Below are 19,471 nucleotides of genomic sequence, written 5' to 3' on the forward strand. Positions count from 1 at the left end.
GATCGCGGCCCTGCGCCAACTGGTGCACAAGGTAACAATTTTATGTCCGCTTATTCTGCGCGCTCCGCCGCGGGAGGACAGTGGAAGCGGACCGCCGACCCGGCAGGAGGCCGCGCCATGGACACAGCCGGAACGACCGAGCACCCGTCCCCGCTCGTCGTCGCGGGCGACGACCAGCGGCTCAAGAAGCATTTCGGCCCGATCGGGCTGCTGTTCACCGCGGTGGGGTCGATCATCGGGTCGGGATGGCTGTTCGGCGCGCTCAACGCGGCGGAACTCGCCGGGCCCGCGGCGATCGTGTCGTGGGGGATCGGCGCGGTAATGTTCGTGCTGATCGGGATGACCTACGCCGAATTGGGCACGATGTTCCCGCATTCGGGCGGCGTCGCGCGGTTCCCGCACTATTCGTTCGGCTCGTTCGCGAGCTTTTCGATGGGCTGGGTCACCTGGATCGCGGCGGCCGCGGTGTCGCCGATCGAGGTGCTCGCGGTCGTCCAGTACGCCACGAATTACCTGCCCTGGCTGGAGAAACTCGACGCCGACCGCAACGCCGTGCTCACCCCGGCGGGCACCGGGATCTCGATTCTGTTGCTGGCGTTCTTCGTGCTGGTGAACTTCTTCGGCGTGCGCTGGTTCTCCCGGATCAACAACGTGCTCGTGTGGTGGAAACTCGCCGTCATCGCTTTGGTGATCGTCGTGTTCCTGGCGACCGCGTTCCACCCCGGGCATTTCACGGATTACGGCGGATTCGCCCCGTACGGCACGCACGGGATCTTCTCCGCGGTCGCGAGCGCCGGAATCGCGTTCTCATTTTTCGGTTTCCGGCAAGGCGTCGAACTGGCGGGGGAGACCGCGAACCCGAAACGCAACGTGCCGCTCACGCTCATCGGTTCGGTCGTGCTCACCGGAATCCTTTACGTGCTGCTGCAGATCGCGTTCATCGGCGCGGCCCCGTCCGACGCGATCGGCAAACAGGGCTGGGAACACGTCGGCGCCAACTTCACCGCGGGCAGCGACGTGCTGGCGACCTTCGGCCCGCTCGCCGCGATCTCGAGCGTGCTCGGCATCGGCTGGCTGGCCACGCTGCTGTACGCCGACGCGATCATCTCGCCCGGCGACACCGGCCTGATCTACACCGGTGTCACCGCGCGCATCTCGTATGCCATGGGGCGCAACGGAAACGCGCCGTCCGGGCTCGCGAAGGTCAACTCCGCGGGCGTGCCGTGGGTGAGCCTGATCCTGGCGTTCGTCGTCGGCTGCTTCTTCTTCCTGCCGTTCCCCGGATGGAACAAACTCGTCTCGTTCGTCACGAACAGCACCGTGCTGTCGTTCGGCTCCGGGCCGCTGGTGCTGCTGGCGATGCGCAGCCAGCTGCCGCGCCACACCCGCCCGTTCCGCCTCGGCCGCGGCTTCACGTGGGCGGTCGCGTTCCTGGCGCTGTTCTCCACCAACCTGATCATCTACTGGACCGGCTGGGACACGAACTGGAAACTGTTCGTGGTGATCGTCTTCGGCTACCTTCTGCTCGCGCTGCACCAGGCCTTCGCGAAGAAGTCGCCGAAACTGGACTTCCGGCACGGCTGGTGGGTGCTGGTGTGGTTCGCCGGGCTCGCGGTGATCAGCTACCTGGGCACGTATCCGGAGGCTTCCAAGCACGCCGGGAACCTGGGAGTGCTGGACTTCGCGCTGGGGGCGGTCGCGTCGCTGGTGCTGACCGCGGTCGTGATGGCGTTGGCGCTGCGGAACGCGCTGCCGGGGGAGCGGGTGACGGAGATTCTGGCTGAGCGGAGGGAGGCGGACGAGAGCCCGGCGTGAGCCGCGGACCTGCGAACTGAGCAGGTCCGGCTTCAGCGTCACGACGACTGAGCACTTCCACGGCCTCGACATGGACGCAGCCAAAGCGCAGCTGCGCGTGCGAACCATGAGGTCGCTGGCCGCTGCTGGCGCGTGTGGCCGGGACCGAGGGCTCGGTCGTCTGGGATTCGTTCGGGCGTTCCCGGCTCGCCCGAAGTACGACGCGGCAGTGCTCCGGTTCGACTCCGCCTGACCGTCTGCCATGCTGGGCGCCGGAGGTCGGGTGCATGGGCGCGAGCGTGGTTTTCGTCGTGTTCGACGGCGTGAAGATGCTCGACGTGACCGGGCCCGCCGAGGTGTTCGCCGAGGCTAATCGGTCCGGGGCCGGGTACTCGATCAGTTACCGGTCGCCGTCCGGGGCGGGCGTGGCGACGTCGGTGGGGGTTCGCCTGCCGGTGGACGGGCCGGTCGCCGAGGCGGCGGAGCCGGATCTTGTCGTGGTGGCCGGAGGGGACGGGCTGGTGGACCGCGGCGTGCCGGTCGAGCTGGTCGACGCGATCCGGGGAATCGCGCCGCGCGCGGGTCGGTTGGTGTCGATCTGCACTGGGTCCTTCGCGCTGGCCAAGGCGGGTGTGCTGTCCGGACGGCGCGCCACCACGCATTGGCGGCACGCGGCGCGGCTCGCTCGCGCGTATCCGGACATCGAGGTGCTCCCCGACGCGCTTTTCGTGCGGGACGGCGACATTTTCACCTCGGCGGGAGTGTCGGCGGGCATCGACCTGGCGCTCGCTCTGGTCGAACAGGACCACGGCCCCGATCTCGCGCGCACGGTCGCCCGCAGCCTCGTGATGTTCATGCAGCGGCCCGGCGGCCAGTCGCAGTTCTCCGCCCCGCTGCGGATGCCGCGGCCGAACACGCCGACGCTCCGCGAGGTGACCGACCTGGTTTCGGCGCAACCCGCGCTCGACCACAGCGCCGCCGCGATGGCGTCGCGGGCGAGAGTCAGCGCGCGGCATCTCGCGCGGCTGTTCGCGAGCGAGCTGGACACGACGCCGGCGAAGTACGTCGAACAGGTGCGGCTGGACCACGCGAAAGCGCTTCTCGCCGCGGGGCATGGCGTCGCGGAAACCGCGCGCAGCTCCGGATTCGGCAGTTCCGAGACGATGCGGCGCGTTTTCGTGGCGCGCCTGGGGATTTCGCCGAGCCAGTACCGCGCCCGGTTCGAGACGACGGCGCTCCTGGCCGAATGAGCGGGAGCCGCGTTCGCGGGGCCCGGCGGAGACAGCGGGTCCCCGCCGGGCCGGGGGAGATCAGGGGAAGATCACGTCCGAGCAGGAGTAGAAGGCCTCGCCGGAGTCGGGCCAGTGGCGTTGCCAGATCGAGTAGATCAGGTGCCTGCCGCTGCGCCCGCCGGGCAGGTTCGCCCGCAGCTGGTAGGCGTTGCCGGCGATCGGCGGGTTGTCCTGCTTGTAGAACGGGGTGTCTTCCAGGTCGGACCACTTGAGCGGCTTCGTCGGGTCGTAGCCCGGTTTGGTGACGTACAGCTCGAAGGTGCCCTCGTGCGCGGCGGTCAGCTGGTACTGGAAGGTGTACGGGCCGCTGCCCGGCAGCGTGGTCGCCGGCCAGTCGTCGCGGGCCAGGTCGAGCCCCTTGTACTTGTCGCGGCCGGCGCTGCACAGCTTGCCGTCCGGGATGATCTCGCGGCTGCGGCCGCTGGCGTCGCCGATGTTGACCTCGTCCCAGTCGTAGAGCGGCCAGCTGTCGCCCACCGCGACGGCGGCCTTGCACGCGGCGGACTGCGGATTCTCCGGACCCTCCTGGAAACACTGCATGATCCGGCTGATCGGATTGCCCATCGAGCCGTGCGCGAGGGCGGGGACGGCGGTGAACACCGAGACGGTGCCGAGCACGGCGGTGAGGATCGCGACTTTCGCGGCGGAGCGGGAAAACTTCATCGCACTGTTCCTCTCCTGAGAGGTCTAGACCACACCACGGTAGGGCGGCCGGTGCGTCCGCTTGTAGGACCGAAAGTCGGGCGATTTCGCGCGTTCGTGTCCGGATCTGTGGACCCGCGGTCGGTTTTCGCGGTGGGGCCGCGGACCTGGCCGGGCCAGACTCGGGGCAAGGTCGTTTTTCGCGAGGAGGTCTGTGGTGTCCGAGGTGATCGCCGGGATCGAGATTCCCGGGACAGTGTTGGTGCGCGAGGCGACCGCGCTGGTGCGCGACGTTGCCGACGACACGTTGTTCCACCATTCGCGGCGAGTGTTCCTGTGGGGTTCGCTGAAAGCCGCGGCGCGGGGGCTGGCGGTGGATCCGGAATTGGCTTATGTCGGCGGGCTGTTCCACGACCTCGGGCTCACCAAGGCGTACCGGACCGCCGACCGCCGTTTCGAACTCGACGGCGCCGAGGCGGCCCGGAGTTTCCTGCTCGACCACGGCCGCTCGGAGGAGGACGCGCGGAACGTCTGGCTGGCGATCGCCTTGCACACGACGCCGGAGGTCCCGCTGCGGCTGGCCCCGGAGGTGGCGGTGGTGACGCTGGGCGTGGAAACCGACGTGCTCGGCCTCGACCTGGCCGAGATCACCGACGACCAGCGCGCGGAGGTCGTCGCGGCGCATCCGCGGCCGGACTTCAAGAACCGGATCCTGCGCGCGTTCCGCGACGGCATGGCCGACCGCCCGGACACGACGTTCGGCACCATGAACGACGACGTGCTCGCCTATTTCGATCCGCGGTTCGAGCGGACCGACTTCGTGGAGCTGATCAAGGGCAGCGCCTGGCCGGAGTGACGGTCTTGCCATTTAGTCTGCGCGCAGATAGTCTCTGCGCAGACCAACTGGGAGGAACGATCATGTGGACCACTGACTACAGCGCGGAGACCTCGGCGAGCCCGGAGGCGGTGTGGGCGGCGTTGCGGGACCTGCACAGCGGAACGCCGCTGAGCGAGCGCAGCGACCGGTTCGAACTGCACGGGCCGTTCGAGAAGGGGACCGAGCTGTCGGTCACCCCGCAAGGGCAGGACACGTTCCGTTCGCGCATCACGGAGCTGATCGAGAACGAGGTCTACGAGGACGAAACGCGTTTCGGCGACACGGTGCTGCGGTTCCGGCACGCGCTCGCCTCGCTCGCGGACGGCGGCACGCGCGTCACGCATCGCCTGGAGATCGAGGGGGACGCGGGTCCGGAACTCGGGCCGCAGATCAGCGAGGATTTCCCGGTCGCCATGAGCGATTTGCTGGCGAGTGCGGAGCGGTCGGCGCGATGACGCAGTTCGCGGGACCGGGGGACAGTCCGGGTTTCCTGCTGTGGCACGTGACTTTGGCGTGGCAGCGGCGGATCCGGCAGACGCTCGAACCGCTCGGCCTCACGCACGTCCAGTTCGTGCTGCTCGCGTGCTGCTGGTGGATGGAAACGCACGGCGCGCCGCCGCGGCAGCAGGAACTGGCCGCGCGGGCGGGCACCGACATCAAGATGACATCCCAGGTGATCGCCCGGCTGGAGACGGCCGGGCTGGTCACGCGGACGGTCGACGCCGGCGACACGCGCGCGAAACTGGTGCGGTTGACGGAAAAGGGCCGCGACCTGGCGGGGCAGGCGGTGACCGCGGTGGAACGGGTGGACGTGGAGATGTTCGGCGCCGAGGCCGATCCGCTGTTGCGGACATTGCGGGCGGTGCTCGACGCGGAGTGATTCCTGCTGCGAGACGTTGCGGAGGTTGCGGCTGGTGCTCGGCGGGGAGTGGTTCATGTCGCGGGAGGCTGCGGATGTTGCGGCTGGTGCTCGACGCGGAGTGATTCCTGCCGCGGGAAGTTGCGGATGGTGGGGGCGGTGCTCGGCGGGGAGTGGTTTCTGTCGCGGGAAGCTGCGGACGTTGCTCGGCGCGGGGCGGTTCCTGCTGTGGGACGTTGCGGAGGTTGCGGCTGGTGCTCGGCGGGGAGTGATTCCTGCTGCGGGAAGCTACGGACGTTGCGGGCGTTCCTCGCGCACGGGGCGGTTCCTGCTGCGGGGACCGGGCTGCCCGCCGCCGTGCTCGCTTCGTCTCGCTGAGGTGTTCGTCGTCGCTGCCGGTGACGTCTGCCCGGCGGGCGCGCTTCGGCCGAACCGGCCTCCTCACGGCCACCGCCGGTGGTCGACCTGACGCCGTGCGCCTTGGTTCGCCGGATGCGGTGATTGCCGCTACGCCGGGCCGGTTTCGGCAGCGGTTTTGAGGTCGGCGAGCCAGGTTTCGAGGCCCATGTCGGAGCCGGGGTCGGCTTGCGGGCCGGAGTGGCTTTCCTCGGTGCGGACGAGGACCCCGCCGCGGACGGGATGGAAGGTCCAGACGTGGACGCCGTCGATGTGGTACCCGGTTCCGTCGGCGGGGCCTGTCCAGCGGAGGCATTTGCCGCGCTGGAGCTGCTGGACGGTGGAGCTGATGACGACCGTGCTCGTGGGCGCGTGGACGGTCGCCCGGAACCGCGAATGCCTGCGCAGCGGACCGGGATCCAGGCGTCGCACGGTCATCGGAGCGGCGGGTTTCTGCCAGGACGTCCAGGCCTCGACATCGGTCTGAAGCCCCCGGATCGTGTGCAGCGGCGCGTGGATGAGGATCTCGGCCCGGTGGCGGGCTTTCGCGCCGGTGTCGACGCCTTTTCCTTGGCAGGTCAAGGAGTCAGGGGAAGCGGCGGCATGGGCGGGGGCCGCGCTCAGGGCGCTGGCGATCGTCAGCGGGACCGCGAGCAGGGCTGTCCGCAGACTGGTCCGGTGGGTGGCGCGCATGAGCCTCTCCTCTGCGGTTAATACCATTAACTATGGTGAAACCCTATCGACAGGCGTCAGTGAACGTCAATAGGAAGAGTGAGAGGTTCTAACGCGACGGCGCGCGGGCGGGTCAGCGGTCCGTCAGGTTTGAAGGAGGACATCCGTCAGGGAGAAGGCGGGCCGGGTTTCCACGCACGTCCTGCCGCCGCAGCCTTCCGCGCGGTACTCCATCGCGATGACGGGCCCGGTCTCGCGGCTCTCGACCGTCAGCACGGTCACGAGTTCGCGGAAGACATCGACGACGACACCCGGCCCCCGCTGGTACCGGATCCGGACGCTGTGGTGGCGCACGTCCCAGCTGACGTGGAGTTCCTCGGTTTCGGAGAGCGGGATCCCGATACCCCGCACGAAGTCGTCGCCCGGCGTCGCTTCCGTCCGGGGGAAGACGTCGAAAGCGGAGAACCACACCTCGTCCTCGGCGATCGCGAACTCCACGCGGGTCAACCTATCGGACGGCGACGGCGAACCGGGGTCGAATTACGCGAAAGGGGCCCCGCCTCCCGAAGGAAGGCGGGGCCCAAGGCGGAGATCAGTGCGCCGCGGCCAGTGCCGCCGGGGCGGGCGGCATCAGCTTCGGGTATTCCTTCTGGAACTTCTCGATCATCTTCGCGGACGGGATGATCCGGTTCGGGTTGTTCTGGTTCACGGCCTGCTTCTCGCCCCACGCGCTGGCGGCCTTGCGCTGGTCAGGCGTCCCGTGGCTGTGGTAGCAGTCGCCGATCGAGGCGTCGAGGTAGGTGACCTCCTGCTGCGTGCGGGCGTTGTACGCCTCGCCCTTGGCGTGCGCGGCAAAGTAGCCGCCGTAGGCGTCCGGGCCCATTTCGCCGGATTCGTTGCGCGGGTAGTTGTCGTGCGCGAAGTCGACCTGGTGGCCGTACTCGTGGCCGACGACCGCTTCCACCGAGACGTCGTCGAAGCCGAGGTGGTTGACCACGTCGAGCAGGCCGTCGCCGAGCATGATGCGCTTGCCGCCGAGGCTGTCGGCCGGGGCGGAGAACGCGTTCAGGGTCAGCAGCGGGTGGCGGCCGCCCTGCAGGGCCGGGACCTCGTAGAGCACCTTGGTCGCGAGCGCGCCCGCCGCGGCGGCCCGCTTCGGGTCGAGGCCGAGCTTGAACGTCTGCGTCGTGCGTTCCTGGCTGCCCAGGTCGGTGCCCTTCCAAGCGACCAGCTGGATGTTCCAGCTCTCGATGTCCCAGAACCCGCGCAGCTTGTCGATCGTCGCGCCGGCGCGCGGCGTGTACTGGCCGTCGGTGCCGAAGACCTGCGGCGTCTTGTCGCTGGCCACAGCCTGGGTGTAGAGCTGGCCGATCGCGCTCAGCGCGCTGAGCGCCTTGCCTTCGGTCGGGGTCAGCGAGGACGCGAGCTTGTTCGCGTAGGTCAGCAGCGATCCTTCGGTGCAGCCCGGGATGGGGCCCTGTGCGGCGTGCGCCTGCTGGCCCGGCCGCTTGACCGGCGAGTCGAACAGCGGGTCGACGCCGCGCAGCGCGTTCGCGGGCAGCCCGTTGTAGAGGTCTTCGACGTCCTGGTAGAGCTGCGCGATGTCCTGCTCGACCGACGTCGGCTCGGCCGCCTTCGCCTGCGGCGCCGCGGTCGCCGGGACGGCCGTGGCCACCGTCAGCGCCGCGAGGGCGCCCGCCGCGGCGAGCGTTCTGCCGAGAATCCTGGTCCGTTTTCGCATGGGCCCCTCATTCCGGTTTCAAGATCACCAAGTACCGCCACCCTAAGACGATCTTGGGCGCGGAAACCGCGGCGAGGCAAAGAACCCCGGGATGGCCCACGCCTTTCGGCGGGTTTTCGCCCTGCGGACGTCGGCCGAAAGTACTACCGGGCAATTCGCCGGCGGCGCCGCGGAAACGGGCGCCGTTAAGCCCTGATCCGGAAACGCATCCGGCAGACGACCGCGTCGGAACGGCGGCGCAGCACCCGGGCCAGCACCGCGCCGCGGCGGTTCTGCAGGACGCGTTGCCACACGTGTTCCGGTTCGACTTCGGCGATCAGGACGAAAACATGGCAGCCGTCGTGCCGGCGAAGGTGCTCCACGATCGGCTCGCCGAGGCGGCGGCGTTCGTCGTACACCTGGACCAGCGGGACGTCCGGATGCCACCGTTCCCACGCTTCGACGAACTCGCGCGCGGACGCTTCCTCCTCGGGATGCGTCACGTGGACAGCCTCGACGTGTTCGCCGAGCGAAAGCGCGGCGGCGAGCGCGTCGCGGGTCAGCCGGGAGACCGCGTGGACCGGGACGACGACCAGCGACCGGTTGGGGCGCGGCGGGGGCGGGACGCGCCCGAGTCCGAGGCGGTCGCCGATGCGGCGGTAATTGCGGTGGACCCATTCCATCAGCAGCACGAGCACCGGCAGCGCGACGACGATCAGCCAGCCGCCTTCGCCGAACTTCGTCGCGGTGACCACGATCGCGGCGAGTCCGGTCAGCAGCGCGCCGAAACCGTTGAGCGCGGCTTTTCCGCGCCAGCCGCGCGGACGGGAACGGAACCAATGCCGCACCATTCCGGTTTGCGACAACGTGAACCCGACGAACACTCCGATCGCGAACAACGGCACCAGGGTGTTCATGTCGCCATTCGCGAGGACCAGCAACAAGGCCGAAGCGAGCGCGAGGAAACCGACACCGTAGCGGTACACCTGGCGTTCGGCGCGCAGCGCGAAAACGTGCGGAAGATTGTGGTGTTTCGCGAGCAATTGGGCCAGCACCGGAAGTCCGCCGAAGGACGTGTTCGCGGCCAGCGCCAGCAGGACGACGGTGGAGAATTGCACGACGTAGTAACCGAAACCGTTCCCGAGGGACGCGGCGGTCACCTGCGACAGCACGGTCACGCCGTCCACCGGGTGAATCGAGAACTTCCCGATCAGCACGGCGATCCCGAGCAGCATCACCGCGAGCAGTCCGCCGAGCGCGACTTCCGCTCGCTGCGCCCGGCGCACGCGCGGTGTGCGGAAGGACGGGACGGCGTTGGCGATCGCTTCGACACCGGTCAACGCCGCACAGCCGTTGGCGAAAGCCTTGAGCAGAAACAGGATTCCGACAGTCTGGAGGTTCTGGAGATGGCCGCTGGCGACCGTCGCGGCGGGCGTGCTGCGGAACAGGCCGACCACGACGACGGTGAGGATCGAGCCGACGAACACCGCGGTCGGCACGATGAACGCTCGCGCGCTTTCGGCGATGCCGCGCAGGTTGATGGCAGTGATCAGCGCGAGCACGCCGAGGCAGAGCCACAGCCGGTAGGGCAGCAGCGCCGGAAACGCCGAGGTCAACGCGGCGACCCCGGCGGCGACCGAGACCGCGACGTTCAGCACGTAGTCGACGATCAGCGACGCCGCGGCGACGAGCGACGCGCGGCGGCCGAGCTGGGCGCGGCTGACGCCGTAGGCCCCGCCACCGTCCGGAAAGGCGGCGATGACCTGCCGATACGACAGTGTCAGCACGGCGAGCAGGACGGCGATCGCGACCGTGACCGGCAGCGTGAAGCCGAGCCCTGTCCCGCCCGCGACGGCTAGGACGAGCACGATCGCCTCAGGGCCGTAAGCGACCGACGCCATCGCGTCGAGGGACAGGGCGGCGAGGCCGCCGACGACGGAAAGCCGGTGCCGGTCGGCGGTGTGCGAAGTTTCCGGGCGGAACAGAGTCGCGGTCACCCGCTCAGGCTGGCCCCCGGGACGCGTTCCCGCGGCGGTCGTTGACGCTTTCCTGACAGTGATCTAGCGAACGGCCCGATCTAGCGAACGGGCCCGGCTTTCCAGTGCCGCACCGCGAACGGCCCGCCCAAGAGCACCGCCAGCCCGACCACTCCGGCCACGATCATGCCCGGCCGCGAGTCGAACACTCCGGTCGCGACCAGCACCACGCTGGTGAGGATCGCCAGCACCTCCAGCGCGGAGCGGCTCCGGTGCGGACGCCCGGATCCGCGGGCCAGCTTGGCGCTGAGCCGCGGATCCGCGGCGGCCAAACCGCGTTCGATTTCGTTCAGGGCACGCTGTTCCCGGTCGGTCAGCATGCCTCACCCTGCTTCCGGTGCGCGTGCCGGCGGCGGATCAGGAAGCGGAGCACGAACACCCCGCCGAAGACCGCGGCGAACAGCGGGAGCGGGTTGCTCCGGACGGCCTGCGCGCCCGCCCGTACCTTCTCCGCGGCGGGTGCCGAGATGGTCTTCTCGACCTGCTCGGCGGCCCGGTTTATGGTCGCGTCGACCTTTTCGCCGGCCCGCGTGCGGACGTCCAGCTTCTGCGAAAGCGCGTCCAGCGCCTCGGCCAGTTCCTCGCGCGTCACGTCCCGGTCCGCCCGGGCCTGCTCAACTTTGCGATCGGTCATGGCTGCCCCCGTGCTTGATCGTCTCGACGTCCTCGCGGACCCTTTCGACGGATTCCTCCGGCACGATCGGCCCGGCGCGGCGTGCTTCCTTGCCGCCGACCAGCGCGGCGAGCCCCGCCATGAGCAGCAGCGCGCCCCCGATGATCAGGGCGGAGAGCCAGCCCGGGAGCACCAGCGCCAGGGCGAGCACCGCCGCGGCGATCAGGGTCGCGCCGCCGAGGAGCGCCAGAACGCCGGCGAAACCGACGAGCCCGGCTCCGATGCCGAAGCGCTTGCCCTTCGCCTGAAGTTCGGCCATGGCCAAGCGGAATTCGTCTTGGAGCAGGCGCTTGATGGACGCGGTCAGATCGGCCGCGAGGTCCGCGGTCGACTTCTCGCGCGCGGGCGTCCGGTTCATTTCCTCCAGCACGGCTTCCTCCCTTCCTTTTCGAGGCGTACCCGGCTCCTGAGCGGCGAAACCGGTCACCGCCTGGCGAGGGCTTCGCGGAGCGCGTCGACCACCCACTCGTGGCCCAGCGGCAGCGGGCTCGGCACCTGGTCGGCCGGATCGTCGGAACTGTGTGCGAGCACTTCGACTTCGACGCCGGACTCGCGCAGCGCGGCGATCTCGGCGTCGTGCCGGACCAGCCAGGCTTCGTCCGCGACGGCGGCGTCCCCGGGGCTGAGCACGCCTTCGGCGGCCGGGTCGACGAGCAGGACGGACCGGACCGACCCGGTGTGCTCGGCGGCCAGCCGCAGCGCGTCGGCGGCAAGCGGCCCGCTCGTGACGAGGTCGCTGGCCTCCGGCGCGGCAAGGGTTTCCGCGGCCTCGCGCCACGCGCCCTCGACCGGGATCCGGTACCAGAGGATCTCGTGGTCCTCGGCGAGCGGCCGCCAGGTCGCGGGCAGGCCGTCGTGTTTGGCCGCGCCGGCCGGGTCGAGCACGACCAGCCGGGGCGCGCCGGACCGGCCCGCCGTGACCAGCGGCGGCCCTTCCGCGCGGACCGGGTCGGACGGGAACGGTTCGGGCATGTCGGCTCCTTCCACGCGCCTCCGGTTACCCGGGCACGGGAAGGAGAAACAGCTGGCGGAGGCGTAACGGCCGGGAACGTGGGTAGCCGGGGAGTGACCGGGAGGAAGGAGACGATCTCATGACCACTGCCCGCGATTTGATGACTCCGAACGCCGTCTGCGTGCGGGAGTCCGACACGGTGAACGACGCCGCGCGGACGATGGCGCGCGAACAGCTGGGCGCGCTGCCGGTGTGCGGCGAGGACAACCGGCTCAAGGGAATGCTGACCGACCGCGACATCGTCGTGAAGGTGATCGCCGAGGGCAAGGACCCGCGCGCGGTGCACGCCGGCGAGCTGGCGCAGGGCGAAGCGGTGACGATCGGCGCGGACGACGACGTCGCCGAGATCCTGCAGACCATGTCGCAGCACCGGGTGCGCCGGCTGCCGGTGATCGACGGCCACGACCTGGTCGGCGTCGTCGCACAGGCGGACGTCGCCCGTGCGCTGCCCAATCCGGACACCGGGGTGCTGGTCGAGGCCCTGTCGCACGATTACTGACAGTCCCCGGGTTTGCCGCGTGCGGACCGGGGTAACCGGTGCGCACGCGCAGTGCGGGCCAGGGGGCTGACGGCCGCGCAACCGTCGCAGGGGGACGGTTGCGCGGCCTCTTCTGTGATTGAACCGCGGCACAGCGGGTAGCCGGAAAGGAACAGAACCGACTTTCCGGGGAGGATTCCCGTGGCAGACCGCATCCGACCTCCGCAGCAGCAGGACCCGCCGGGCACCACCGCCGACATGGACCCCCGGCCGCGCGATTCGATGGCCGACTACGAGGGCCGCGGCCTGCTGGCCGGACAGCGCGCGCTGATCACCGGCGGCGATTCCGGAATCGGCCGCGCGGTGGCGATCGCCTTCGCGAAAGAGGGCGCGGACGTCGCGATCTCCTATCTCAACGAGCACGAGGACGCCGAGTACACCGCGGACCGGGTGCGCGCCGAGGGCCGGGAATGCGTGCTGCTGCCCGGCGATCTCGCCGAGGCGAAACAGTGCCGGGACATCGTCGAGCGCACTCTGTCCGAATTGGACGGACTGGACATCCTAGTCAACAACGCGGCGACGCAATGGCCGGTCGACCGTCCTGAGGACCTGACCGAAGAGCAGTGGATGCACACGTTCGACGTGAATCTCCACAGCTACTTCCGGGTGACCGCCGCCGCGCTGCCGCATCTGGGCGACGGGGACGTCATCATCAACACCGGTTCGGTGAACGGCTTGCGCGGCAACAAGAGCCTCATCGACTACTCGGCGACCAAGGGTGCGATCCACGCGTGGACGTACGCGATGGCGCAGGCCTTGGCCGACCGGGGAATCCGCGTGAACTGCGTCGCGCCGGGTCCGGTGTGGACGCCGCTGATCCCGTCCACGTTCCCGCCGGAGAAGGTGGAGAAGTTCGGATTGCAGGCCCCGATGCAGCGGGCGGCGCATCCGGACGATCTCGCGCCCTCGTATGTGTTCCTGGCTTCGAACCGGCTGTCTTCGTACTACAGCGGCGAGGTGCTGGCCGCGGTGGGCGGGGAGACCATGCCGGGCGGATGAGTTGCCGTCCGTGAAGGGCTCCTTGAGGGAATCTGATTCCCTCAAGGAGCCCTTCACGGACGGTCAGCGGTCTTCCGAGTCGAGACCGGCTGCCAGCAGTTCGGCGAGATGGATGCCCTCGCGCCCGCCGCTGTCCAGTTCGTGCAGCTGGGTCCGGCAGCTGAACCCGTCCGCCAGCACGGCCGTCCGCTGGTCCGCCTGGCGCACCCGGGGCAGCAGCACCCGTTCCGCGCAGGCCTTGCTGACTTCCAGGTGCCCGCGCTCGAAGCCGAAGTTCCCGGCGAGACCGCAGCACCCGGAATCCAGTTTTTCGACGTCCACCCCGGCCGCCTCCAGCAGCTCGCGGTCCGCGTCCCAGCCCAGCACCGCGTGCTGGTGGCAATGCACCTGCGCGAGCGCGTGCCCCGGAATCCGCGGCGGCCGGTACCCGGGGGAGTGCCGGGTGAGCAGCTCCGCGAGCGTCACCGTCTGGTCCCGAAGCCGCCGGACGTCCTGGTCGCTGGGGAACAGCTCGGCCGCGTCGGAGCGGAAGACCGCGGTGCAGCTGGGTTCCAGGCCGAGCACGAGACCGCCGTCGCGAAGGTGCGGGGCCAGCGTCCGCACGGTACGCGCGAGAACCCGCTTCGCGACTCCCAGCTGGCCAGTGGAAATCCAGGTCAGGCCGCAGCACGCGGACGGTTCCGGCAGCGTCACCCGCCACCCCGCGTCTTCCAGCACCCGCACCGCAGCCTCGGCGACGTGCGGATGGAAGTACGACGTGAAGGTGTCCGGCCACAACAGCACCGTGCCGCGCGCGCCGGTTCCGGCGGGTTGATGCCGGGCGAACCACCGCGGCAGCGTTTTCGGGGCGAACCGGGGGATTTCCCGGTCCTCGACCCCGGCCGCCCGCGTCGCGAGACGGGTTTTGGTCAGCAGGTTCACCAGCCGAGCCGTGCGGGTTTTCCCCACCAGCCGGGCGACGAGCGGCAGCCAGCCCATGCTGAAGTCCGAGCGCGGCCGTTTCCAGGGGCGCCCTTCGTAATGGTGGGCGAGGAATTCCGCTTTGTAGGTCGCCATGTCCACATCGGCCGGACAGTCCGATTTGCAGCCCTTGCAGGAAAGGCACAGGTCGAGCGCCTCGCGGACCTCGGTGGAGCGCCAGCCGTCGGAGATCGGGCTGTCGTGGTGCCCGTTGAGCATTTCGAACAGCAACCGGGCGCGTCCGCGCGTGGAGTGTTCCTCCTCGCCGGTGACCTGGTACGACGGGCACATCACGTCCCCGTTGTCCGAAGTGGACTGGCGGCAGCGGCCGACGCCGACGCACCGGTTGGCGGCCTGGGAGAACGAGCCGCCGTCGTTCGGGAAGCGGAAGTAGAGGTCCTGCGGCTCGGCGGGGGACCACGAGCCGCCGAGCCGCAGGTTTTCGTCCAGCGCGTACGGCGCGACGACCTTGCCCGGATTCATCCGGTCCGCGGGGTCGAAGATCGCCTTCAGCTGGCCGAAAGCGGTGACCAGGTCGTTGCCGAACATGCGCGGCAGCAGTTCGCCGCGGCTCTGCCCGTCGCCGTGCTCGCCGGAAAACGAGCCGCCGAACTCCGCGACCAGGTCGGCGGCCCGCTCCATGAACTTGCGGTAGGTCGCGACGCCGGACGAGGTGTAGAGGTCGAACGGGATCCGCGTGTGCACGCAGCCCTGTCCGAAGTGGCCGTACAGGCTCGGCCCGGTTTCGTCCGCGTAGCCGAATTCCTCGTACAGCGCTTCCAGCCGGCGGAGGTAGTCGCCGAGTTTCTCCGGCGCCACCGCGGAATCTTCCCAGCCCTCGAAGGTGTCGCGCTCGCCGGGGACGTGCGCGGTCGCGCCCAGCCCGGCCTCCCGGACCTGCCAGAGTTCGGCTTCCTTGGCCGGATCGTCGAGGAAAGCGACCTCGGCGCCTTCGACGGAGTCGAGCAGTCCGCGAGCTTGTTTGTCGGCCTCCGCAAGGGTCTTCGCGCCGAACTGGACCATCAGGAACGCCCGGCCGCGCGGCAGTTCCTCGCGGGCTTTTTCGTTGAGGTTCTTCAGCCGTTCGTCGTAGAGCAGCCGGTGGTCGACGCCTTCGAGCGCGATCGGTTCGTGCGGCAGGATGTCCGGCACCGCGTCGGCGGCGGTCGCGATGTCCGGGTAGCCGAGCACGACCATCGCGTGCTCCGGCAGCACCGGCACCAGCTTCAGTTCCGCGCGCAGGACGGTGACCAGCGTCGATTCGCTGCCGACCAGCAGTCCCGCGACGTCGAAGCCGTGTTCGGGCAGCAGCGAGTCGAGGTTGTAGCCGGACACGCGGCGCGGGATGTCCGGGAAACGGCGGCGGATCTCGTCGGCGTACTCGTCGCGCAACCGGCGCAGCTGCCGGTAGATCGCGGCGCGGCGGTCTCCGTGGTGCTCGATTTCGGCGTACTCGGCGTCGCTGGTTTTGCCGCACCAGAACCGGGTTCCGTCCGCCAGCAGGACTTCCAGGCGGACGATGTTGTCCACGACCTTGCCGGTGCGCTGGGCGGTCGCGCCGCAGGAGTTGTTGCCGATCATGCCGCCGAGCGTGCAGTTCATGTGCGTGGCGGGTTCGGGGCCGAACCGGAGCCCGGTGTCGGCGAGCTGCCGGTTGAGGTCGTCCAGAACGATTCCCGGCTGTACGACGCAGGTTCGGTTGTCGGCGTCGACGGATTCCAGCTCGGAGCAGTACTTCGACCAGTCGAGCACCACGGCGGTGTTGGTGCACTGGCCCGCGAGGCTCGTCCCTCCGCCGCGCGAGAGCACCGGCGCGCCGAATTCCCACGCTACCGCGAGTGCTTCGACGCCGTCGTCGATGGAGCGCGGCACGACGACGCCGATGGGGACCTGGCGGAAATTGGACGCGTCGGTGGAGTAGGCGGCGCGGCTGCCGTCGTCGAAGCGGACCTCGCCCTCGATCCGCTCGCGCAAAGCCGCGGCGAGGGCTTCGGCGTCGATTTCGGCCGGTTCCGGCACGCGAACCACGGGATTGGGGAGTTCAGCGGTGCTCATCGGCCCTCCTTGACCGCATATTCGGCCGCGGCGTCGGCGTGCAGGCGCAGCCCGTGCCCGGCGGTGGACATCGACGGGGCGACCCGGCCGCCGCTCGGGTCGAGGCCGCCGTAGAACAGTTCCCGTTCGATCCGGTCGTGATCGGCGAACCATTCGATGTGCCGGAAGTTCGGGGTCGCCGCCGCCGCGTGCGCGGACAGATTCGGCGCGCAGTGCGCGGAAACCTCCCGGTTCGCCGCGGCGGCCAGCGCGGCGACGCGACGCCATTCCGTGTACCCGCCGCAGCGAGTCACATCGACCTGGATGCAGTCGACGGAGGGCAGCATCCGGGCGAAGTACGGCAGGTCGTAGCCGTACTCGCCGGCGGCGATGTCCGGTCCGTCCGGCGTGCGCAGCTGCGCAAGTCCGGGCAGGTCGTCGCTGGACACCGGCTCCTCGAACCACGTCACGCCGAACTCCCGCAACGTGTCCGCGATCCGGCGGGCCCGGCCGACCGAATAGCCGCCGTTCGCGTCCACGTACAGCGCGGCGTCGTCCCCGATCGTCTCGCGTGCCAGCCGGACCCGGCCGATGTCGCGGGCGACCGCGGACCCCCACGACTCGCCGATCTTGATCTTCACCCGGGGAATGCGCTGTTCGCGGACCCAATGGTCCAGCTGCGCGACCAGTTCGTCGTCGTCCTGCGAGGTGAATCCGCCGCTGCCGTAGACGTCGACCTCGTCGTGCACCCGGCCGAGCAGGCGGCTCAGCGGAAGATCGAGCAATCGCGCGGCGGCGTCCCAGATCGCGATGTCCACAGCGGACAGTGCACAAGAGACCAGTCCGGCGCGGCCGAGGTTCCGGATCGCGTGCTGCATCGCGATCCAGCACGCGGGCGGGTCCAGGACCGGTTTGCCCTCGACTGCGGCGGCCAGTTTGCCTTCGATCAGCGGGACACAGGAGAAATCGGCGTACGTCCAGCCGAGTCCGTCGGCGCCGCCGGCCCGCACCCGGGCCACCACCAGCGTGGTGGAGTCCCAGGAGAGCGTGCCGTCGGCCTCCGGCGAAGGAGTCGGCACCCGGTAGGCGCGCGCGTCGATCCGTTCGATGTGCGGGGCGGCGACGGTCACCGCGACCGTCCGGGCAGGAACTCCTGCAGCTTCGTCTTCGCACCCTGGAACATCAGGTGGAACGCTTCGGGATCGCCCTTGAGCACGGACTCGGTCACCGATTTCATCTGCTCGAACGTCGCGTGCGGCGGAATCGGCGGGACCTCGGCGTCGCAGCGCACGTCCAGCACCGTCGGCCGGTCCGCGGCGAACGCGGTCCGCCAGGCCGAAGCGAGATCGCCCGGGTCGTCGACGTTCACGCCTTCGAGGCCGACACTGCGCGCGAACCCGGCGTAGTCGACGTCCGGCAGCGATTGCGACTCCTCGAACTTCGGCGCGCCGCCCATCGCGCGCAGCTCCCACGTGACCTGGTTGAGGTCGTTGTTGTGGAACACGCAGACGATGCACCGCGGATCCGTCCACAACCCGTGGTAGCGGGCGATGGTGATCAGCTCGGCCATCCCGTTCATCTGCATCGCGCCGTCGCCGACGAGCGCGATCGCCGGCCGGTCGGGATGCGCGAACTTCGCGCCGATCGCGTACGGCACGCCGGGGCCCATCGTCGCGAGCGTGCCCGACAGCGTGCTGCGGATCCCTTCGCGGATCCGGAGATTGCGCGCGTACCAGTTGGTCGACGAGCCGGAATCGGCGGTGACCATCGCGTTGCCCGGGATCTGCTTCGACAGCTCGTGCACGATCCGCATCGGATTGACCGGTTTGGCGTCGACCCCGGCCTGCTGGTCCATCGTCGTCCACCAGTCGGCGACGTTCTTCTCGATTTTCTCGCGCCACGACCGGTTTTCGTTCCGGTTCAGCTTCGGCAGCAGCGCGCGCAGGGTCGCCGCGGCGTCGCCGACGAGGTTGACCTCGGTGGGGTAGCGCATGCCGATGAACCGGCCGTCGAGGTCGATCTGCACCGCGCGGGCCTGGCCGAACTCCGGCAGGAACTGGCTGTACGGGAAATTGGAGCCGACGATCAGCAACGTGTCGCAGTCGCGCATCATCTCGTAGCTCGGCCGGGTGCCGAGCAACCCGATCGCGCCGGTCACGTACGGCAGGTCGTCGGGGAGAACGTCCTTGCCCAGCAAGGCTTTCGCCACTCCGGCCCCGGTAAGGTCGGCGACCTGCTGCACCTCGTCGGCGGCGCGCCGGGCCCCCTGTCCGACGAGTATCGCGACCTTCTCGCCGGCGTTGAGCACGTCGGCCGCCTCGCTGATCGCGGGTTCGGGCGGCACCGGATTCGGCCACGCGGTCCCGGGCGGGCTCGACGGCATCATCTTGAACGCGTGCTGCGGCGGCTCGTACGGCTCTTCCTGCAGGTCCGCGGGGATGATCAGCGCGGTCGGCGTGCGGGAGGCCTGCGCGACGCGGAACGCGCGGTCGAGCGCGTTGGGCAGCTGCTCGGCGACGTTCACCTCGATGCAGTACTCGTTCGCGACATCCCGGTACAGCGCCTGGAGTTCGACTTCCTGCTGGTAGCTGCCGCCCATCGCGGTGCGCGCGGTCTGCCCGACGATCGCGACGACCGGCACGTGGTCGAGTTTCGCGTCGTAAAGCCCGTTCAGCAGGTGGATCGCGCCCGGCCCGGACGTCGCCATGCACACGCCGACGGCCCCGCTGAACTTCGCGTAGCCGACCGCGGAGAACGCGGCCATCTCCTCGTGCCGGGCCTGGACGAAGCGCGGCTGGTTGTCCGCCTTGCCGAAGGAGGCGACGAGACCGTTGATCCCGTCCCCGGGGTACGCGAACACCTGTTCCACGCCCCAGTCACGCAGTCGCGAAAGCAGGTAGTCGCCGACGGTCTCGGTCATGACAAGTCCTCCCGTGCGTTGAGTCCTCCCCGGCTACCCGGCGTCCG

At 69.6% G+C, this 19,471-nt stretch carries 19 protein-coding genes; 7 read left to right on the forward strand and 12 right to left on the reverse strand.

Features of this window, described 5'->3' with window-relative positions; genetic code table 11:
• Positions 1-117 precede the first annotated feature (117 nt).
• Together SSMG_RS15130 and SSMG_RS15135 are read left to right on the forward strand one after the other, a co-directional pair.
• Positions 118-1,815, forward strand: coding sequence for an APC family permease (locus tag SSMG_RS15130; protein WP_009077185.1), 1,698 nt, complete (start codon positions 118-120; stop codon positions 1,813-1,815).
• Between the two features lie 266 nt (positions 1,816-2,081).
• Positions 2,082-3,044: a GlxA family transcriptional regulator gene (locus tag SSMG_RS15135; protein WP_009077188.1), complete on the forward strand. Its 963-nt coding sequence runs from the start codon at positions 2,082-2,084 to the stop codon at positions 3,042-3,044.
• A gap of 60 nt (positions 3,045-3,104) precedes the next feature.
• Here the strand turns inward: SSMG_RS15135 and SSMG_RS15140 are convergent, their stop codons facing one another.
• Positions 3,105-3,749 carry a lytic polysaccharide monooxygenase gene (locus SSMG_RS15140; protein ID WP_009077189.1) on the reverse strand — a complete coding sequence of 215 codons (645 nt, stop codon included), beginning with the start codon at positions 3,747-3,749 and terminating at the stop codon, positions 3,105-3,107.
• A gap of 196 nt (positions 3,750-3,945) precedes the next feature.
• On the opposite strand from SSMG_RS15140, the gene SSMG_RS15145 reads away from it, so the two are divergent.
• From SSMG_RS15145 to SSMG_RS15155, 3 genes are all read left to right on the forward strand, one after another.
• Positions 3,946-4,584, forward strand: coding sequence for an HD domain-containing protein (locus SSMG_RS15145; RefSeq protein WP_037713744.1), 639 nt, complete (start codon positions 3,946-3,948; stop codon positions 4,582-4,584).
• 62 nt (positions 4,585-4,646) lie between these two features.
• Positions 4,647-5,060, forward strand: coding sequence for an SRPBCC family protein (locus SSMG_RS15150; RefSeq protein WP_009077193.1), 414 nt, complete (start codon positions 4,647-4,649; stop codon positions 5,058-5,060).
• Positions 5,057-5,485 (forward strand): MarR family winged helix-turn-helix transcriptional regulator, encoded by a 429-nt coding sequence (locus SSMG_RS15155; RefSeq protein WP_009077195.1) that lies wholly within the window; start codon positions 5,057-5,059, stop codon positions 5,483-5,485. Before SSMG_RS15150 ends, SSMG_RS15155 begins: the two co-directional genes overlap by 4 nt.
• A 486-nt stretch (positions 5,486-5,971) precedes the next feature.
• Here the strand turns inward: SSMG_RS15155 and SSMG_RS15160 are convergent, their stop codons facing one another.
• The 8 genes from SSMG_RS15160 to SSMG_RS15195 all read right to left on the reverse strand — a co-directional run bounded on the left by SSMG_RS15160 (position 5,972) and on the right by SSMG_RS15195 (position 11,933).
• Positions 5,972-6,553 carry an SRPBCC family protein gene (locus tag SSMG_RS15160; protein WP_009077199.1) on the reverse strand — a complete coding sequence of 194 codons (582 nt, stop codon included), beginning with the start codon at positions 6,551-6,553 and terminating at the stop codon, positions 5,972-5,974.
• A gap of 123 nt (positions 6,554-6,676) precedes the next feature.
• The gene (locus SSMG_RS15165) at positions 6,677-7,030 is read right to left on the reverse strand and encodes a hypothetical protein (protein WP_100266795.1); all 354 of its coding nucleotides are present in this window, start codon (positions 7,028-7,030) and stop codon (positions 6,677-6,679) included.
• Between the two features lie 94 nt (positions 7,031-7,124).
• Entirely contained in the window at positions 7,125-8,273 is a 1,149-nt protein-coding gene (locus tag SSMG_RS15170; RefSeq protein ID WP_009077203.1) for a M48 family metalloprotease, read from the reverse strand.
• 185 nt (positions 8,274-8,458) lie between these two features.
• A complete protein-coding gene (locus SSMG_RS15175) occupies positions 8,459-10,249 on the reverse strand; it encodes an APC family permease (protein WP_009077205.1) in 1,791 nt (596 codons plus the stop codon).
• 80 nt (positions 10,250-10,329) lie between these two features.
• The gene (locus tag SSMG_RS15180) at positions 10,330-10,608 is read right to left on the reverse strand and encodes a DUF3040 domain-containing protein (RefSeq protein WP_009077206.1); all 279 of its coding nucleotides are present in this window, start codon (positions 10,606-10,608) and stop codon (positions 10,330-10,332) included.
• Positions 10,602-10,922: a DUF3618 domain-containing protein gene (locus tag SSMG_RS15185; RefSeq protein ID WP_009077208.1), complete on the reverse strand. Its 321-nt coding sequence runs from the start codon at positions 10,920-10,922 to the stop codon at positions 10,602-10,604. Before SSMG_RS15185 ends, SSMG_RS15180 begins: the two co-directional genes overlap by 7 nt.
• Positions 10,903-11,331 (reverse strand): phage holin family protein, encoded by a 429-nt coding sequence (locus SSMG_RS15190; protein ID WP_037713747.1) that lies wholly within the window; start codon positions 11,329-11,331, stop codon positions 10,903-10,905. The genes SSMG_RS15185 and SSMG_RS15190 overlap by 20 nt, the downstream gene beginning before the upstream one ends.
• A 53-nt stretch (positions 11,332-11,384) precedes the next feature.
• Positions 11,385-11,933, reverse strand: coding sequence for a hypothetical protein (locus SSMG_RS15195; protein ID WP_009077212.1), 549 nt, complete (start codon positions 11,931-11,933; stop codon positions 11,385-11,387).
• Positions 11,934-12,052: 119 nt separating this feature from the next.
• Here SSMG_RS15195 and SSMG_RS15200 point away from each other — a divergent pair, with 119 nt between their 5' ends.
• Both SSMG_RS15200 and SSMG_RS15205 read left to right on the forward strand, forming a co-directional pair.
• Positions 12,053-12,472 carry a CBS domain-containing protein gene (locus tag SSMG_RS15200; RefSeq protein ID WP_009077214.1) on the forward strand — a complete coding sequence of 140 codons (420 nt, stop codon included), beginning with the start codon at positions 12,053-12,055 and terminating at the stop codon, positions 12,470-12,472.
• A 180-nt stretch (positions 12,473-12,652) separates the two neighbouring features.
• Positions 12,653-13,510 carry an SDR family oxidoreductase gene (locus SSMG_RS15205; RefSeq protein WP_009077215.1) on the forward strand — a complete coding sequence of 286 codons (858 nt, stop codon included), beginning with the start codon at positions 12,653-12,655 and terminating at the stop codon, positions 13,508-13,510.
• Positions 13,511-13,573: 63 nt separating this feature from the next.
• Here the strand turns inward: SSMG_RS15205 and SSMG_RS15210 are convergent, their stop codons facing one another.
• The 3 genes from SSMG_RS15210 to SSMG_RS15220 are packed head-to-tail and all read right to left on the reverse strand — an operon-like array spanning position 13,574 to position 19,424.
• Positions 13,574-16,525, reverse strand: coding sequence for an FAD-binding and (Fe-S)-binding domain-containing protein (locus SSMG_RS15210; protein WP_037713749.1), 2,952 nt, complete (start codon positions 16,523-16,525; stop codon positions 13,574-13,576).
• Positions 16,522-17,634, reverse strand: a complete 1,113-nt coding sequence (locus SSMG_RS15215) for an enolase C-terminal domain-like protein (RefSeq protein ID WP_009077218.1) — start codon at positions 17,632-17,634, stop codon at positions 16,522-16,524. Before SSMG_RS15215 ends, SSMG_RS15210 begins: the two co-directional genes overlap by 4 nt.
• Complete coding sequence (locus tag SSMG_RS15220) at positions 17,631-19,424, reverse strand: thiamine pyrophosphate-requiring protein (protein WP_009077220.1); 1,794 nt, start codon at positions 19,422-19,424, stop codon at positions 17,631-17,633. Before SSMG_RS15220 ends, SSMG_RS15215 begins: the two co-directional genes overlap by 4 nt.
• Positions 19,425-19,471: the final 47 nt, after the last annotated feature.

The sequence above is a fragment of the Streptomyces sp. AA4 genome (assembly GCF_000158875.1).
GTDB lineage: Bacteria > Actinomycetota > Actinomycetes > Mycobacteriales > Pseudonocardiaceae > Amycolatopsis.